Source organism: Rickettsia massiliae MTU5 (assembly GCF_000016625.1).
Taxonomy (GTDB): Bacteria; Pseudomonadota; Alphaproteobacteria; order Rickettsiales; family Rickettsiaceae; genus Rickettsia; species Rickettsia rickettsii.
Genome location: NC_009900.1, coordinates 1,265,104 through 1,280,499, shown reverse-complemented (window position 1 = coordinate 1,280,499; position 15,396 = coordinate 1,265,104). Strand labels below are relative to the sequence as shown.

The window sequence follows — 15,396 nt, the reverse complement described above, 5'->3', positions numbered from 1 at the left end:
CTGGAGTGGTTATTAAGCCACGGAGTGACATTAGACGACAACTCAGAAATGTCACTTAAGACTATTTTTTGTCGAATTTAGATAAAAATTGTAAAATTATTATCTAATATCGTTTTTACTAACAACTAATAAAATTTAAAGGAAAAATTTAACAATATGAAAAAATTACTTTTAATAGCAGCTGCAAGCACAGCACTTTTAACTTCCGGTCTTTCATTTGCTGATTGCGATATGAATTCTTCTGTAGATGCATCTACTAATTCATCGATGTCATCATCTGTAGAAAATCAATGGTATTTAAAACTTAATGTCGGCGGTGTGATTTTTAACAAAACAAAACATAAAGGAGCAGATTTTAAGTTAAAGTCTAATACAGGATTTACAGGTGAGATCGGTGCAGGTTACTATATTATGGATAATCTAAGAACCGATTTAACAATTGGAACGGTAGCAAGTAGTCATTTAAAGAAATCAAAAACTTATCCAGACGGTGCTTCTTTCTCAGTAAAAAATAAACCTACTATTGTAAGTGTATTATTTAACGGTTATGTTGATTTCGTCGATTTAAGCATGTTTAAAGTATTTACAGGTGCAGGTGTTGGTGCTGCTTTTATAAAGGAAAAAATTAACTCTAAAGATATTAAAGATGGTGTAACGAAAACTTTCAACGGTACTACTAAAAACAAAACTAACTTTGCTTATCAATTATCTTTAGGAACTTCATTTGAAGTTGCACAAGGGGTAAAAGCTGAACTAGTTTATAGCTGGAGAGATTACGGTAAAACAAAAAATACCACCAAAACTATTGACGGGGATAAAGTTAAATTTGGCGGAACCCGTTATAAAGGTCATAACTTAATGGCAGGATTAAGATTTGATATGTAATTAGTCTTAAATCTTTTTACAAGCTATTAACACGAAAAAGGAGTCTTTAATTAAAGGCTCCTTTTTTTGTTTGTGTGCCTTGGTATTGCCTACGTGGATACTGAGACGTCATGAGCTAAGCGACTGCCAAGGTATTAGCATGATTCAGCTTTTTCGTCATTGCGAGGAAAATTACGAAGTAATTGACGAAGCAATCCAGTAAAAAATTCTGATTTACAGCATTTTTATTATTTTTCCTAGATCCTACGGTTGCGGAGTTGTTGTATGGTTCGAAAAGCCCGTACGATGTCATTCCCGCGGAAGCGGGAATGACATAAACTGAGCCAGGCAACAACACCTACAAGCTTGCAGAGTTATAGTAGAGATAGTATATTGATATTCATGCCAACAAACTCTTAATCTAAAGACTCTTTTTTCCTTTATAAAACGTTACGTTCATTTGATGTATTGCTTCAAAGCCTAAATAAATTTTAATACGTTCTAGAATAATATCTTGATAATAAGGTAATTCTGCTGCAGTAGCATTATCTTCAGCTTGTATAAACAGCGTATTAATCTTTTGTTTTTTATAAGTATAGGTGGTGATTTTTAAAGGTAATGCTTTAGTGCTGAAGTTAAACCCGACTATTTTATTCCAGTTAATCATGATTTCAGGCAGCAATGGATGTTGTTTGGCAAATATACGTCTAACTATTTTATCGATATCCTCTTTAATTAGCTTCATTTTAATAAACTCTGCACTGTTAAAGTTATGATGGCTAAAGCAAGCATTATAGATATTACAGGAAAATGTAAAGATGTAACCGATATGATCATTAAAAATATATTACAAACTGCTATAATCGATACTACTTGTTTATGAGATTTACCTTTTTGTACTGCTTTTTGAAAAAAATGCTTTAAATGAGGCTGCCAAATTTTTTCTTTATTGAGTAGCCGAATTAATATGGTTAGCACTGCATCAGTGATGTAATATAAGCTAGCAATAGCACAAGCTATAAATAAATTAGTGCTTGTAAGAGCCAGCAGGAGCAAACAAAGACCCGTTAAGAATCCAAGACTAATACTTCCCACGTCTCCTAAAAATATTTTTGCCGGATGCCAATTAAATATTAAAAAACCACAAGAACAACCAAGAATAATAACATTTACACTAGCTATAAAATATGGATTATTAATAGCCGGAAATTGTAAAAAACATAATATAAGCATAGTGCTAGATAGCTGGATAGATTCCACACAACTCATACCGTCTATACCGTCCATAAAATTATATATATTAATAAAACCGCTTAAAGCTATAACTAAAATAGAATATATTAGTATATGTACAGAGTTTAGCTGAGAAAAAAGAAAAATAGCAAAAGCTGCACAAATTAAGTGGACTATTAAACGAATTAGAATAGGTACGGCTTTTAAGTCATCTAAAAAGGAAATCGAAGCAATTGCCAATAATAACGGTAATATTTTTATTGAATTAACAAAGTTATTGCTCGTTATATATTCAAATCCGCTCAAAGCAATCATTACAACAACTACAATAGCAAGACCGCCGCCGCGCGGTGTTATCTTATCATGAGAACGACGGTTACTTGGTATATCAACTAAACCGATAGTAGGAAGATATTTAGTTAATATATATGTTAATATAGCGGTGGATATAAAAGAAAAAATAAATAATGTGCTGTAGCTCTTTATATTCATAGGAACATATTAGATTTAAAACTATAATATTTGTTATTACTTATAATGACGTGATCATGTACTATAATATTTACGGTTTGGCATGTCTCTACTATCTTATTTGTCATATGAATGTCGGCTTTTGAAGGTTCAGGGCTACCGCTTGGATGATGATGCACAAGTATAAGGCTGCTTGCTTTGTTAAATAAAGCTCGTTTAATTATCTCACGTGGATATACCGCAGCTTGGTCTATAGTTCCTTGACTTCAAACCTCATCAGCAATTAAAATATTTTTCTTATTCAAAAATAATATACGAAATTGCTCGAGTCGCATATTGCCCATATTAACTTTTAAATAATCAATCCAAGAACTCCAAGAAGCACTAATATTTTTATTTATTATTTTTTGTTTCAATACTCTAATTTATCAGCTCACGTATTAGAGCAAAATTGATATATAAATATATAAATTTTCATTGGTGCCTTTAATACTAACTAGCCTTGCCTTATCAAGGTTAATTAAATCCGTAATATCAAAATGATCAAGTAATTTTTTAGCAAGAGGTTTTACGTCTTTACGAGGGATAGCCGAAAATAACATTACTTCAAGTAATTCGTAATCGGCAAAATGTTCTGCTCCAGCGGCAACGAAGCGTTCTTTTACTCTTTTACGGTGACCTATATAATGAGGCGTATCTATTTTATCATTACTAAATTCTAACAAATTATTTTCTAACATTCTTTAAATGTTTATTCAAATTATAAATAAGTAAAATGTTGCTGATGTCATTCCTAGCTAAAAGCGGGAATCCAGTAATCTTGAATGTCATCCTAGCTAACTTGATCGCGGAATCTAGTCTTTTTAAATGCTTTTTGGATCCCGTGGTCAAGCCACGGGATGACACCGAGTGCGTTTTTCGATTCACGCAACAATGTCCCGCGGGAATGGACATAGATAGCCATACAACAAAATCAATTTTTACCCTACAGTTTAGTATGGAGGATAATCAAGTTTTTTAGGTGATAACGTAAATATTTCAAAACCGTCTTTAGTCACGCCTATAGTATGCTCAAATTGAGCCGATAATGATTTATCACGTGTAGTAACTGTCCATCCATCTAGTTTACTTAATATAGTGTCATAATTACCGGCATTTATCATAGGTTCAACTGTGAAAAACATCCCTTCTTCTAACGGTAGACCCATGCCGCTGCGACCGTAATTTAATATTGACGGTTCGTCATGAAAAACTCTTCCGATACCGTGACCCGTATAATCTCTAACCACAGAATAATTATGTTTCTCGGCATAGCTTTGAATAGCATGTCCGATATCACCGAGTTTAGCACCGGGTCTAACTACTTCAATCCCTTTCATCATTGCATCATAAGTTACTTGAATAAGACGCTTTGGCTTAATTGCTACATCACCGACATAATACATACGGCTAGTATCACCGTACCAACCGTCTAAAATTACCGTAACATCAATATTTACTATATCACCGTTTTTTAACGGTTTATCGTTTGGAATGCCGTGACAAACCACATGATTTATAGAAGTACAAATCGATTTCGGAAAGCCTTTGTAATTTAACGGTGCAGGAACGGCATTATGAGAAGTAATAAAATTATGACAAAGGTCATTTAAACTATTAGTAGTGACGTTCGGTTTTACGTGATCAGTAATAAAATCGAGCGTCTCTGCAGCTAATTTTCCTGCTGCCCGCATCTTTATGAAATCTTTTTCCGTGTGGATTTTTATGGTCATGAGTTTTGGTTACCTTTCCCTCAAGTAAAAAAATATTTTTCATAATACAAAATGGCTCTTTTAATGTAAATAACTTATCTTATTATTGAGAAGTGCTACTATGTTACTTGATTTAGGTTTTGAATATTATATAATTGCTAATATAATTATTATTTAACATAATGGGTGTAGTTAGGTTATTATTTGCTCTTTCTGTTGTGGCTGTACATTCAACTTCTCATCCATTTCTTAAATTTATAGGTGCAACAATTGCAGTACAATCTTTTTTCATGATTTCCGGCTTTTATATGGCTATGATTCAGAGCAATTATATAAGCAAAATAAAATTTTGGAAAAGTAGATATTTAAGGCTTTATCCTACTTATATCTTTTGTATTTTAGTTACTTTCTTCTTGCAGCAAAACTTTTCTTTTTTAAGGTAATTGTGTAATCTTCCATTTCCGGCTGGTTTTTTTAATTTTTACAAACCTAACAATGTTGTTGCAAGATGTAACAATGTTTATTGGAATTAATAATAATACAAGTACATTTTACAAAATACTTTATTGACTTCACGCCTCCTCTTTATCAATTTTTGTTGATACCTCCTGGTTGGTCAATTAGGTTAGAAATTTCTTTTTATTTAATAATGGCACCTTGGATTCTAAAAAAGAAAAATATCTATATTTTATCCATAATTTGTATATCTTTAATTACTAGAATTATTCTTCAGTTTAATGGATTTATAGGAGATTCTTGGTCTTATAGATTCTTTCCTTCTGAACTTGCAGTTTTCTTAATTGGTAGTCAAGCATTTTATATTTATACTAATCAAGAAATAAACGAAAAAAAGTCTTGGCTTAGTCAATTACTCTATTTATATATTAATAATTATTACTTTTCCGTTTATCCCAATAGAGCCTCAACTAAAAAAATTACTTTTTTATTGTTTATTTGCTCTATCTTTAGGAAAAATATTTGACTTAACCAAAGATAATAAGTTAGACAAATTAATTGTTTTACTCTCTTACCCAATATATTATTGTCATTTAATTGTCTTGTATAATTATATTACCTGCTATTTCATATTGGGCTGATAATGGGACATTTCTTAATACGTTGGTTACTTTTATAACAGTAATAATTATTTCTTTTTTAATTTATTTCTTTATTGAAAAACCTATAGAGTATTATAGAAAAAGATATAAAACTCATAATTTAGCTCTTAATATTTAAAACTATGCTATATTACATAAATAAAATTCTTTCAAACAATAAGGTACAAGCGGTTATCTTAGGGATAATCGGGCTTGGGATTGTTACTGTTCTCACGTCATATAATATAGACGATCCGTCTTTTAACTCGGTCACAACAGAGTACCATAGTAATTTAGTCGGAATTTTTGGATCTTATTTATCGGATTGTTTATATCAATTTTTTGGGTTGGCTGCTTTTATTATACCGCTTGCTTGCTTTGTTTGGGGGAAAAATTGTTGGTATGGAAGATATCGTGGCTCATTTATCCGTATGTTTGTAATGTTGCTTGCTCTCGTTAGCAGTAGCACATTATTATCTAAGATTAAGCTAGAATTCATACCGGCAAATGCAGGTGGAGCTATCGGAATAATAGCTTCTAATTTTTTTGAGCGATTTACAAATCAACTATACTTATTATTAATATTTTTTACCTTTATTATATTAGTTGTTTTATTTGAAATTAAATTTACTTCTTTAAGTAATTTTATTATTAAGCTAGGTAAATTTTTAATCTATCGGATACAATCTTTTTTACATAATGTATTTTCACGATTGTCGTCGATAATATTATTCCCTACTAAAAACAATGATAAGATAAATATAACTTCTTCTTACCAAAAGCCTGTAAGTGAAAAAGTAAAATTCCCTGAAGAAGTGAGACCCGTACCTGCAAATCCTATAAAATTCTTTAGCAAACCTGTTAGCCCTAAAATATCTCAAAGCGCAATAGCAGAATTGCCGCCTATTTCGTTATTACGTGATCCTGAAAACCATCATGTAAAAGGAGCTTCTTCCTCAGAGCTTAAACAAAAGGCTGAAGAGTTATTAACCGTGCTGAATGATTTTGGAGTTAAAGGGCAGATAATTAATATCAATCAAGGACCGGTGGTAACTCAATATGAATTTGAGCCGGCAGCAGGCACGAAAACATCAAGGGTAGTAGGATTATCTGACGATATAGCACGCTCACTATCTGCTTTATCAACAAGGATAGCAGTCATACCCGGCAAAAACGTACTTGGTATTGAGCTTCCTAATAAGCAGCGTGAATTCTTTTGCTTAAAAGAACTTATAGAGACCCCAGAATACCAAGACAAATCAACTTTATTGCCGTTAGTCTTGGGTAAAGATTTGGCAGGTAAGCCGCTGATTGCAGATCTTGCTAAAATGCCTCATTTATTAGTAGCAGGAACCACCGGCTCAGGTAAATCCGTCGGTATTAATGCGATGATTGTGTCGCTCTTATACCGCTATACTCCCGAAGAATGTCGCTTTATCATGATTGATCCGAAAATGCTTGAATTATCGGCTTATGATGGAATACCGCATTTGCTAACTCCCGTGGTAACCGAGCCTTCTAAAGCGGTAGTTGCTCTTAAATGGGCAGTTAAGGAAATGGAAAACCGTTATAGAATGATGAGCAATATCGGTGTTAAGAATATCGCAGGTTATAATGCAAAAATCTTAGAAGCGGTTAAAGAGAATAGGGTAATTGAGCGTTCGATTCAAACTGGTTTTGACCCTGAAACAGGTAAGCCTATTTACGAAACCGTTACAATGAACATGGAAAAACTACCTTACATAGTGGTTATTGTTGATGAGATGGCTGATTTAATGCTAGTTGCCGGTAAGGATATTGAAATGCTGATTCAAAGGCTTGCTCAGATGGCAAGAGCGGCAGGCATCCATATTATTATGGCAACGCAAAGACCTTCTGTAGACGTTATTACTGGTGTCATTAAAGCCAATTTTCCAAGTCGTATTAGTTTTAAAGTTACCTCTAAAATCGATAGCCGAACGATTTTAGGAGAGCAAGGCTCTGAGCAGTTACTCGGTATGGGTGATATGCTATTTATGGGGAGCACTTCCAAGATAAGTAGGGTACACGGACCGTTTGTTAATGAAGCCGAAATTGAGCAAATTACGGAATATTTGAAAGAGAGCGGTACGCCTGAATATATCTCTGCCGTTACAGAGCAACCTGAAGAGGATGATAGTAGCATTGATATCGGTGACGGCACCTCTGATGAAGTGCTTTACAAAAAAGCTGTGCAGATAGTGCGTGACGAACGCAAATCTTCCATTAGCTATATCCAAAGGTCGCTTAGAATTGGCTATAACAAAGCTGCCAACTTAGTTGAGAAGATGGAGAAAGAGGGAATAGTCTCACCACCGAATCATACAGGTAAAAGAGAGATATTATTGCCTGAGAGGTAGGGTATTTTTTTTCGTCATGCGCTACGCAGCCGTAGGCGTTGTTGCATGGCTCTTATGTCATTCCTGCGAAAGCAGGAATCCAAGAAAAAAGTATGGATACAGCAAATTTTTGAAATTCAAAGCTCGATTTATTTTGCTTTATGCTTTCGCAGGAATGACATAAATATATTTATCATTGACATTATTATTAATATATTTTAATAATTGCCGCCGCAATATATTAAATAATGGAAATAATTTTAATGACTGCCTATAACACTGAAACCAGACTATACCTCATATGCAAAAATTACCCCTAAAGATTATATAATATCACGTCTTAAAGCTTTAAAAGCTAAGGATAGCGAAAGTAAACCCGATGGCTATAAGAGATAATAAATGGTCGGATTGACATATAGCAGTAAGGATCTAAAGAGATAAAATTAGTAAAAGTTTTATGTAATGAAAAAAATATTAATGCTACAGATGCTAAATGTAGAACTCCTTTGGAGTTAGCAATACTTATACATATAATATTCAGAAACAGGTCATGATTTAGAAACAGTAAAATTTTTAGTTCAGATGGGAGGGGAGATTGCTCCTAACATGTATGGTTGGTCTGCTATTCACTTAGCAATAAAAATCGGTAATGTGGAAATGGTAGAATATTTATATGAGAATACGGAATTTCAAAAGTACGATAAATATGGCTATACTTTACATGATTGGGCAAGCGCAATGGGTCATGATAAAAATCATAATAATAAAACTCTGTTAGCATTTGTAGAATCGAAAAATATCTCATCAGTAAAAGCATTAATTAGCAAAGGTGCTAAATTTGATATTAAAAGCGAACTCGGTTATAAGATTTTTGAACTTGCTATTGATTCTGAAGATTTGAGATTAATAGAGTATCTAGTAAATCATACGCTAGTCGGTAAAAACACAGGGCAGCAAACACTTTTAGAAAAAGTAACTCAAATTTATGACAAGCATATAAACATCTCGAAACTAGTAAAAATGTTGATTAAAGATTACGCCGCATTTGATAAAGCTTTAGGACAAAAGCTTTTACAAAAAGCAATATATGCTGGTGATTTAGAGTTAGTAGAAACTTTATATAGTAAAGGTGTTGATGCCCAGTACAAAGACCAATTAGGACGTATAGCTCTGCATCATGCTATAAAAGCTAATTGCAGTGAAGAATTAATACAGTTTTTAATTGAACACACTGCGGATATTAATTATCGTGATAAATCAGGTCTAACACCGCTGGCCATGGCGAAGAGTAATCATTGTGTCCCGGCTACAGAATTATTGCTCAAAGCTAATGTTTCTGAATATTATATGTATGATGATGTTATTAAGGTGTTAGGAGAATATGGATACTAAATAGTCATTGCGAGTGGGCATTGCCCGCGTGGAGCGATTCCCTCCCTGTCATCCTATGGTTTGTCCACGGGATGACATGACACCCAGCAGATTTCTCGAGCCATGCAACAAGACCAACGCCGCTACGGAATGACATATCATCTATATTATTATAGACATATTAAAAAAGTTGCGTTAAAATAACACTTTTTAAGTGATTTAATTTTTATTAAGGTTTACATATGGCTATGACAAATATTTCTCCAAAATTATTGCAAAAAGCAATACAACAAGGTCTTAAAGCCGCTTTATTCACCACCTCAACTGCAGCGATAATGCTGAGTAGTAGCGGGGTACTCGGTGTTGCTGTAGGTGTTATTTCTACTAATAATAATGCAGCATTTAGTGATCTTGCTGTTGCCAATAATTGGAATGATATAACGGCTCAAGGGGTAGCTAATGGTACTCCTGTTGACGGTCCTCAAAATGGTATGGCATTTACTTACGGTGGTGATCATACTATCACTGCAGATGAAGCCGGTCGTATTATTACGGCTATAAATGTTGCGGGTACTACTCCCGTAGGTCTAAATATTACTCAAAATACCGTCGTTGGTTCGATTGTGACGGGAGGTAACTTGTTGCCTGTTACTATTACTGCCGGCAAAAGCTTAACTTTAAACGGTACTAATGCTGTTGCTGCAAATCATGGTTTTGATGCTCCTGCCGATAATTATACAGGTTTAGGAAATATAACTTTAGGGGGAGCGAATGCTGCACTAATTATACAATCTGTAACCCCGGCAAAGATAACACTTGCAGGAAATATAGATGGAGGAGGTATAATAACTGTCAATACAGGTGTTGCCATTAACGGAACAATAGGTAATGTTAACCCAGCAGCTCAAATAAGCGTTGGGGCAAGCCCCCTTTCTCTTGGGGGAGCAGTTATTAAAGCTACTACGACTGATTTAACAGATGCTGCGTCGGTATTAACCCTTACAAATGCAAATGCAGTATTAACAGGTGCGATTGATAACACTACAGGCGTTGATAATGTAGGTGTCTTAAATTTAAATGGTGCATTGAGTCAAGTAACCGGGAATATAGGTAATACAAATTCATTAGCCACGATAAGTGTAGGAGCAGGTACAGCCACGTTAGGGGGAGCAGTTATTAAAGCTACTACGACTGATTTAACAGATGCTGCGTCGGTATTAACCCTTACAAATGCAAATGCAGTATTAACAGGTGCGATTGATAACACTACAGGCGTTGATAATGTAGGTGTCTTAAATTTAAATGGTGCATTGAGTCAAGTAACCGGGAATATAGGTAATACAAATTCATTAGCCACGATAAGTATAGGAGCAGGTACAGCCACGTTAGGGGGAGCGGTTATTAAAGCTACTACGATTGATTTAACAGATGCTGCGTCGGTATTAACCCTTACAAATGCAAATGCAGTATTAACAGGTGCGATTGATAACACTACAGGCGTTGATAATGTAGGTGTCTTAAATTTAAATGGTGCATTGAGTCAAGTAACCGGGAATATAGGTAATACAAATTCATTAGCCACGATAAGTGTAGGAGCAGGTACAGCCACGTTAGGGGGAGCAGTTATTAAAGCTACTACGACTGATTTAACAGATGCTGCGTCGGTATTAACCCTTACAAATGCAAATGCAGTATTAACAGGTGCGATTGATAACACTACAGGCGTTGATAATGTAGGTGTCTTAAATTTAAATGGTGCATTGAGTCAAGTAACCGGGAATATAGGTAATACAAATTCATTAGCCACGATAAGTATAGGAGCAGGTACAGCCACGTTAGGGGGAGCAGTTATTAAAGCTACTACGACTGATTTAACAGATGCTGCGTCGGTATTAACCCTTACAAATGCAAATGCAGTATTAACAGGTGCGATTGATAACACTAAAGGCGTTGATAATGTAGGTGTCTTAAATTTAAATGGTGCATTGAGTCAAGTAACCGGGAATATAGGTAATACAAATTCATTAGCCACGATAAGTGTAGGAGCAGGTACAGCCACGTTAGGGGGAGCGGTTATTAAAGCTACTACGATTGATTTAACAGATGCTGCGTCGGTATTAACCCTTACAAATGCAAATGCAGTATTAACAGGTGCGATTGATAACACTACAGGCGTTGATAATGTAGGTGTCTTAAATTTAAATGGTGCATTGAGTCAAGTAACCGGGAATATAGGTAATACAAATTCATTAGCCACGATAAGTGTAGGAGCAGGTACAGCCACGTTAGGGGGAGCGGTTATTAAAGCTACTACGATTGATTTAACAGATGCTGCGTCGGTATTAACCCTTACAAATGCAAATGCAGTATTAACAGGTGCGATTGATAACACTAAAGGCGTTGATAATGTAGGTGTCTTAAATTTAAATGGTGCATTGAGTCAAGTAACCGGGAATATAGGTAATACAAATTCATTAGCCACGATAAGTATAGGAGCAGGTACAGCCACGTTAGGGGGAGCGGTTATTAAAGCTACTACGATTGATTTAACAGATGCTGCGTCGGTATTAACCCTTACAAATGCAAATGCAGTATTAACAGGTGCGATTGATAACACTACAGGCGTTGATAATGTAGGTGTCTTAAATTTAAATGGTGCATTGAGTCAAGTAACCGGGAATATAGGTAATACAAATTCATTAGCCACGATAAGTGTAGGAGCAGGTACAGCCATGTTAGGAGGAGCGGTTGTTAAAGCTACTACGACTAAATTAACAGATGCTGCGTCAGCAGTGACATTTACGAATCCTGTAGTGGTGACCGGAGCGATAGATAATACCGGTAATGCAAATAATGGTATAGCAACGTTTACCGGTAATAGTACAGTAACTGGCAATATAGGTAATACGGCAGCATTAGCAACAGTGAATGTAGGAGCAGGAATAACATTACAAGCTGGAGGAAGCCTAGCTGCGAATAATATAGATTTTGGAGTCGGGAGTACTTTAGAGTTTAACGGACCTCTTGATGGTGGTGGTAACACAATCCCTTATTATTTTAAAGGAGCTATAGCAAACGGCAATAACGCTATATTAAATGTTAATACAAAGTCACTTACGGCATATCATTCCACTATAGGAACAGTTGCAGAAATCAATATTGGAGCCGGTAATTTTTTTGCAATTGATGCAAGTGCTGGTGATGTTACTATATTAAATGCTCAAGCTATTAATTTTGGAGTTCCAGATTCTGCTTTAGTACTTTCTAACTTAACCGGAGTCGGAGTAAAAAATATATTATTAGCAGCTGATTTAGTAGCTCCCGGTGCTAATGGAGGTGATGTAGTCTTTAATGGTGGGGTTAATGGCCTGAATATCGGGAGTAATGTAGCAGGTACCGCTAGAAATATCGGTGATGGAGGTGGTGATAAATTTAACACTTTACTTATTTATAATGCCGTTACAATAACCGACGATGTAAATTTAGAAGGTATACAGAACGTGCATATTAACAATAATGCAGCTTTTACTAGTAGTACAGCATTTAATGCTGGTGCTATACAAATAAACGATGCTACTTATACGATTGATGCAAATAATGGTAATTTAAATGTACCAGCAGGAAATATTCAATTTGCACATGCGAATGCTCAATTAATATTACAAAATACTTCAGGAAACGACCGTACGATCACACTAGGTGCGAATATAGACCCTGATAATGACGATGAGGGTATAGTAACATTAAATTCTGTAACTGCAGGAAAAAAATTAACGATAGCCGGAGGCAAGACGCTTGGTGGAGCTCATAAGTTACACACTATAGTTTTCAAAGGAGCGGGAGATTTCGGCGCGGCAGGTACCACTTTTAATACAACAAATATAGTGCTTGATACTACAGGTCGATTAGAACTTGGAGCTACTACGGCAAACGTAGTTTTACTTAATGATGCTATTCAATTAACTCAAACCGGTGGTAATATTGGCGGTTTCTTAGACTTTAATGCAAAAAACGGTACGGTAACATTAAATAACAATGTAAATGTTGCGGGAGCAGTCCAAAATACCGGCGGTACTAATAACGGTACGTTAATAGTTTTAGGTGCAAGTAATCTTAATAGCGTAAACGGGATTGCTATGTTAAAAGTAGGTGCAGGAAATGTAACTATTGCCAAAGGCGGTGACGTTAAAATCGGCGAAATCCAAGGTACAGGCACAAATACTTTAACATTACCTGCAAACTTTAACTTAACAGGCAGCATAAATAAAACCGGTGGTCAGGCTCTGAAGCTAAACTTCACGAACGGCGGTAGTGTTAGCAGTGTTGTAGGGACTGCGGCTAATTTGGTTGGTGATATCACAACGGCAGGTGCTACAAGTTTTGCAAGCAGTGTTAACGCAAAAGGTACGGTGACACTTGGCGGTACTACAAGTTTTGCCGATACATTCACTAATACAGGTGCGGTTACTTTAGCCAAAGGTTCTATCACTAATTTTGCTAAAAATGTAACGGCTACCAGCTTTGTAGCTAACAGTGCTACTATTAATTTCGGCAATAGCCTAGCCTTTAATAGTAATATAACAGGTAGCGGTACTACACTTACTTTAGGTGCAAATCAAGTAACATATACTGCTGGCACCGGTAGTTTTACCGATACGCTAACCTTAAATACTACTTTTGACGGAGCAGCTAAGTCAGGTGGTAATATCTTAATTAAATCAGGTAGTACTCTTGATTTATCAGGGGTTTCAACTTTAGCACTTGTTGTTACTGCTACTAATTTCGACATTAATAATATAAGCCCAGATACAAAATATACGGTAATATCTGCAGAAACAGTAGGTGGTTTAAAGCCTACTCCTGAAGAGAATGTTAAAATAACTATTAATAATGACAACCGTTTTGTTGACTTTACTTTTGATGCATCGACTTTAACGTTATTTGCAGAGGATATAGCTGCAGATGTTATAGATGAAGCTTTTGGACCGGGTGGACTGCTTGCAAATATCCCAAATGCTGCAAATATAAAGAAATCGCTTGAGTTAATGGAGGATGCTCCCAATGGTTCAGATGCACGTCAAGCTTTCAATAACTTTGGTCTAATGACACCACTACAGGAAGCAGATGCTACAACTCACCTCATGCAAGATGTTGTAAAACCTAGCGATACTATAGCTGCCGTTAATAATCAAGTTGTAGCGAGTAATATATCAAGTAATATAACTGCTCTAAATGCTAGAATGGATAAAGTACAAGCAGTGAATAAAGGTCCTGTTTCTTCCGGTGATGAAGATATGGATGCTAAGTTTGGTGCGTGGATAAGCCCGTTTGTCGGTAATGCAACGCAGAAGATGTGTAACAATATAAGTGGTTATAAGTCTGATACAACTGGTGGCACTATAGGTTTTGACTGCTTAGTTAGTGATGATCTAGCACTCGGACTTGCATATACAAGAGCCGATACTGACATTAAGCTAAAAAATAATAAAATGGGCGATAAGAATAAGGTAGAGAGCAACATCTATTCTTTATACGGTTTATATAATGTACCTTATGAAAATCTCTCCGTTGAAGCTATAGCATCTTACTCAGATAATAAGATAAGCAGCAAATCAAGACGTGTTATTGCAACGGCACTAGAGACTGTCGGTTATCAAACTGCAAACGGTAAGTATAAATCCGAAAGCTATACAGGTCAGTTAATGGCTGGTTATACCTATATGATGCCTGAGAACATTAACTTAACACCGCTAGCTGGGCTTAGATATTCGACTATCAAAGATAAGGGCTATAAGGAAACCGGTACTACTTACCAAAATCTTACCGTTAAAGGCAAGAACTATAATACTTTCGACGGTTTACTCGGTGCTAAAGTATCAAGTAATATCAATGTCAATGAAATAGTGCTAACACCTGAGCTTTACGCAATGGTCGATTATGCATTCAAGAATAAAGTTCCGGCGATTGATGCAAGATTACAAGGTATGACTGCTCCTCTCCCAACCAACAGCTTTAAGCAAAGCAAAACAAGTTTTGATGTCGGTGTTGGTGTTACTGCTAAGCATAAAATGATGGAATACGGGATTAACTACGATACCAATATCGGAAGTAAGTATTTCGCTCAGCAAGGTAGTGTAAAAGTTCGTGTTAATTTTTAATTAACCGTTCTATAATCATAAAAAAGCCTATATAGTTTGACTATATAGGCTTTTTTGCTTTATAATGTAGTCTTGAGAAGCGTCATTGCGAGGA

The 15,396-nt window shown here is 35.4% G+C and carries 9 protein-coding genes and 2 pseudogenes; 6 read left to right on the top strand and 5 right to left on the bottom strand.

Going from position 1 to position 15,396, the window contains the following annotated elements; all coding sequences use genetic code 11:
• The first annotated feature begins 156 nt into the window (after positions 1-156).
• A complete protein-coding gene (locus RMA_RS06940) occupies positions 157-885 on the top strand; it encodes an outer membrane protein (RefSeq protein WP_012153213.1) in 729 nt (242 codons plus the stop codon).
• A 400-nt stretch (positions 886-1,285) separates the two neighbouring features.
• Here RMA_RS06940 and RMA_RS06935 read toward each other — a convergent pair whose 3' ends face one another.
• The 5 genes and pseudogenes from RMA_RS06935 to map all read right to left on the bottom strand — a co-directional run bounded on the left by RMA_RS06935 (position 1,286) and on the right by map (position 4,340).
• On the bottom strand, positions 1,286-1,609 hold the full coding sequence (locus RMA_RS06935) for a DUF721 domain-containing protein (RefSeq protein WP_014366132.1): 324 nt from the start codon (positions 1,607-1,609) through the stop codon (positions 1,286-1,288).
• A complete protein-coding gene (locus tag RMA_RS06930; RefSeq protein WP_012153211.1) occupies positions 1,606-2,589 on the bottom strand; it encodes an MraY family glycosyltransferase in 984 nt (327 codons plus the stop codon). Before RMA_RS06930 ends, RMA_RS06935 begins: the two co-directional genes overlap by 4 nt.
• A pseudogene (locus tag RMA_RS06925) lies at positions 2,579-2,984 on the bottom strand (JAB domain-containing protein); the annotation flags it as partial. The pseudogene RMA_RS06925 and the gene RMA_RS06930, both read right to left, overlap by 11 nt.
• Before the next feature lie 24 nt (positions 2,985-3,008).
• Positions 3,009-3,308: a UPF0758 domain-containing protein gene (locus RMA_RS06920; protein ID WP_410526294.1), complete on the bottom strand. Its 300-nt coding sequence runs from the start codon at positions 3,306-3,308 to the stop codon at positions 3,009-3,011.
• A 252-nt stretch (positions 3,309-3,560) separates the two neighbouring features.
• Complete coding sequence (map, locus tag RMA_RS06915) at positions 3,561-4,340, bottom strand: type I methionyl aminopeptidase (RefSeq protein ID WP_012153210.1); 780 nt, start codon at positions 4,338-4,340, stop codon at positions 3,561-3,563.
• Between the two features lie 161 nt (positions 4,341-4,501).
• Here map and RMA_RS12345 point away from each other — a divergent pair, with 161 nt between their 5' ends.
• The 5 genes and pseudogenes from RMA_RS12345 (at position 4,502) to RMA_RS06885 (ending at position 15,302) form a co-directional block, all read left to right on the top strand.
• On the top strand, positions 4,502-4,762 hold the full coding sequence (locus RMA_RS12345; protein WP_410526293.1) for an acyltransferase family protein: 261 nt from the start codon (positions 4,502-4,504) through the stop codon (positions 4,760-4,762).
• A 797-nt stretch (positions 4,763-5,559) separates the two neighbouring features.
• Positions 5,560-7,794 (top strand): DNA translocase FtsK, encoded by a 2,235-nt coding sequence (locus tag RMA_RS06900; protein ID WP_041404892.1) that lies wholly within the window; start codon positions 5,560-5,562, stop codon positions 7,792-7,794.
• 349 nt (positions 7,795-8,143) lie between these two features.
• Positions 8,144-8,526: pseudogene (locus RMA_RS11485) on the top strand (ankyrin repeat domain-containing protein); the annotation flags it as partial.
• Positions 8,512-9,165, top strand: coding sequence for an ankyrin repeat domain-containing protein (locus tag RMA_RS12150; RefSeq protein ID WP_337998665.1), 654 nt, complete (start codon positions 8,512-8,514; stop codon positions 9,163-9,165). The pseudogene RMA_RS11485 and the gene RMA_RS12150, both read left to right, overlap by 15 nt.
• 227 nt (positions 9,166-9,392) lie before the next feature.
• Positions 9,393-15,302, top strand: coding sequence for an autotransporter outer membrane beta-barrel domain-containing protein (locus RMA_RS06885; RefSeq protein WP_081427946.1), 5,910 nt, complete (start codon positions 9,393-9,395; stop codon positions 15,300-15,302).
• The last annotated feature ends 94 nt before the right edge of the window (positions 15,303-15,396 follow it).

What these genes read in the sequence shown, in the direction of transcription:
- RMA_RS06940 (WP_012153213.1), top strand. Translation starts at nt 157, where the DNA reads ATGAAAAAATTACTTTTAATAGCAGCTGCAAGCACAGCACTTTTAACT.
- RMA_RS06935 (WP_014366132.1), bottom strand. Translation starts at nt 1,609, where the DNA reads ATGAAGCTAATTAAAGAGGATATCGATAAAATAGTTAGACGTATATTT.
- RMA_RS06930 (WP_012153211.1), bottom strand. Translation starts at nt 2,589, where the DNA reads ATGAATATAAAGAGCTACAGCACATTATTTATTTTTTCTTTTATATCC.
- RMA_RS06920 (WP_410526294.1), bottom strand. Translation starts at nt 3,308, where the DNA reads ATGTTAGAAAATAATTTGTTAGAATTTAGTAATGATAAAATAGATACG.
- map (WP_012153210.1), bottom strand. Translation starts at nt 4,340, where the DNA reads ATGACCATAAAAATCCACACGGAAAAAGATTTCATAAAGATGCGGGCA.
- RMA_RS12345 (WP_410526293.1), top strand. Translation starts at nt 4,502, where the DNA reads ATGGGTGTAGTTAGGTTATTATTTGCTCTTTCTGTTGTGGCTGTACAT.
- RMA_RS06900 (WP_041404892.1), top strand. Translation starts at nt 5,560, where the DNA reads ATGCTATATTACATAAATAAAATTCTTTCAAACAATAAGGTACAAGCG.
- RMA_RS12150 (WP_337998665.1), top strand. Translation starts at nt 8,512, where the DNA reads ATGGGTCATGATAAAAATCATAATAATAAAACTCTGTTAGCATTTGTA.
- RMA_RS06885 (WP_081427946.1), top strand. Translation starts at nt 9,393, where the DNA reads ATGACAAATATTTCTCCAAAATTATTGCAAAAAGCAATACAACAAGGT.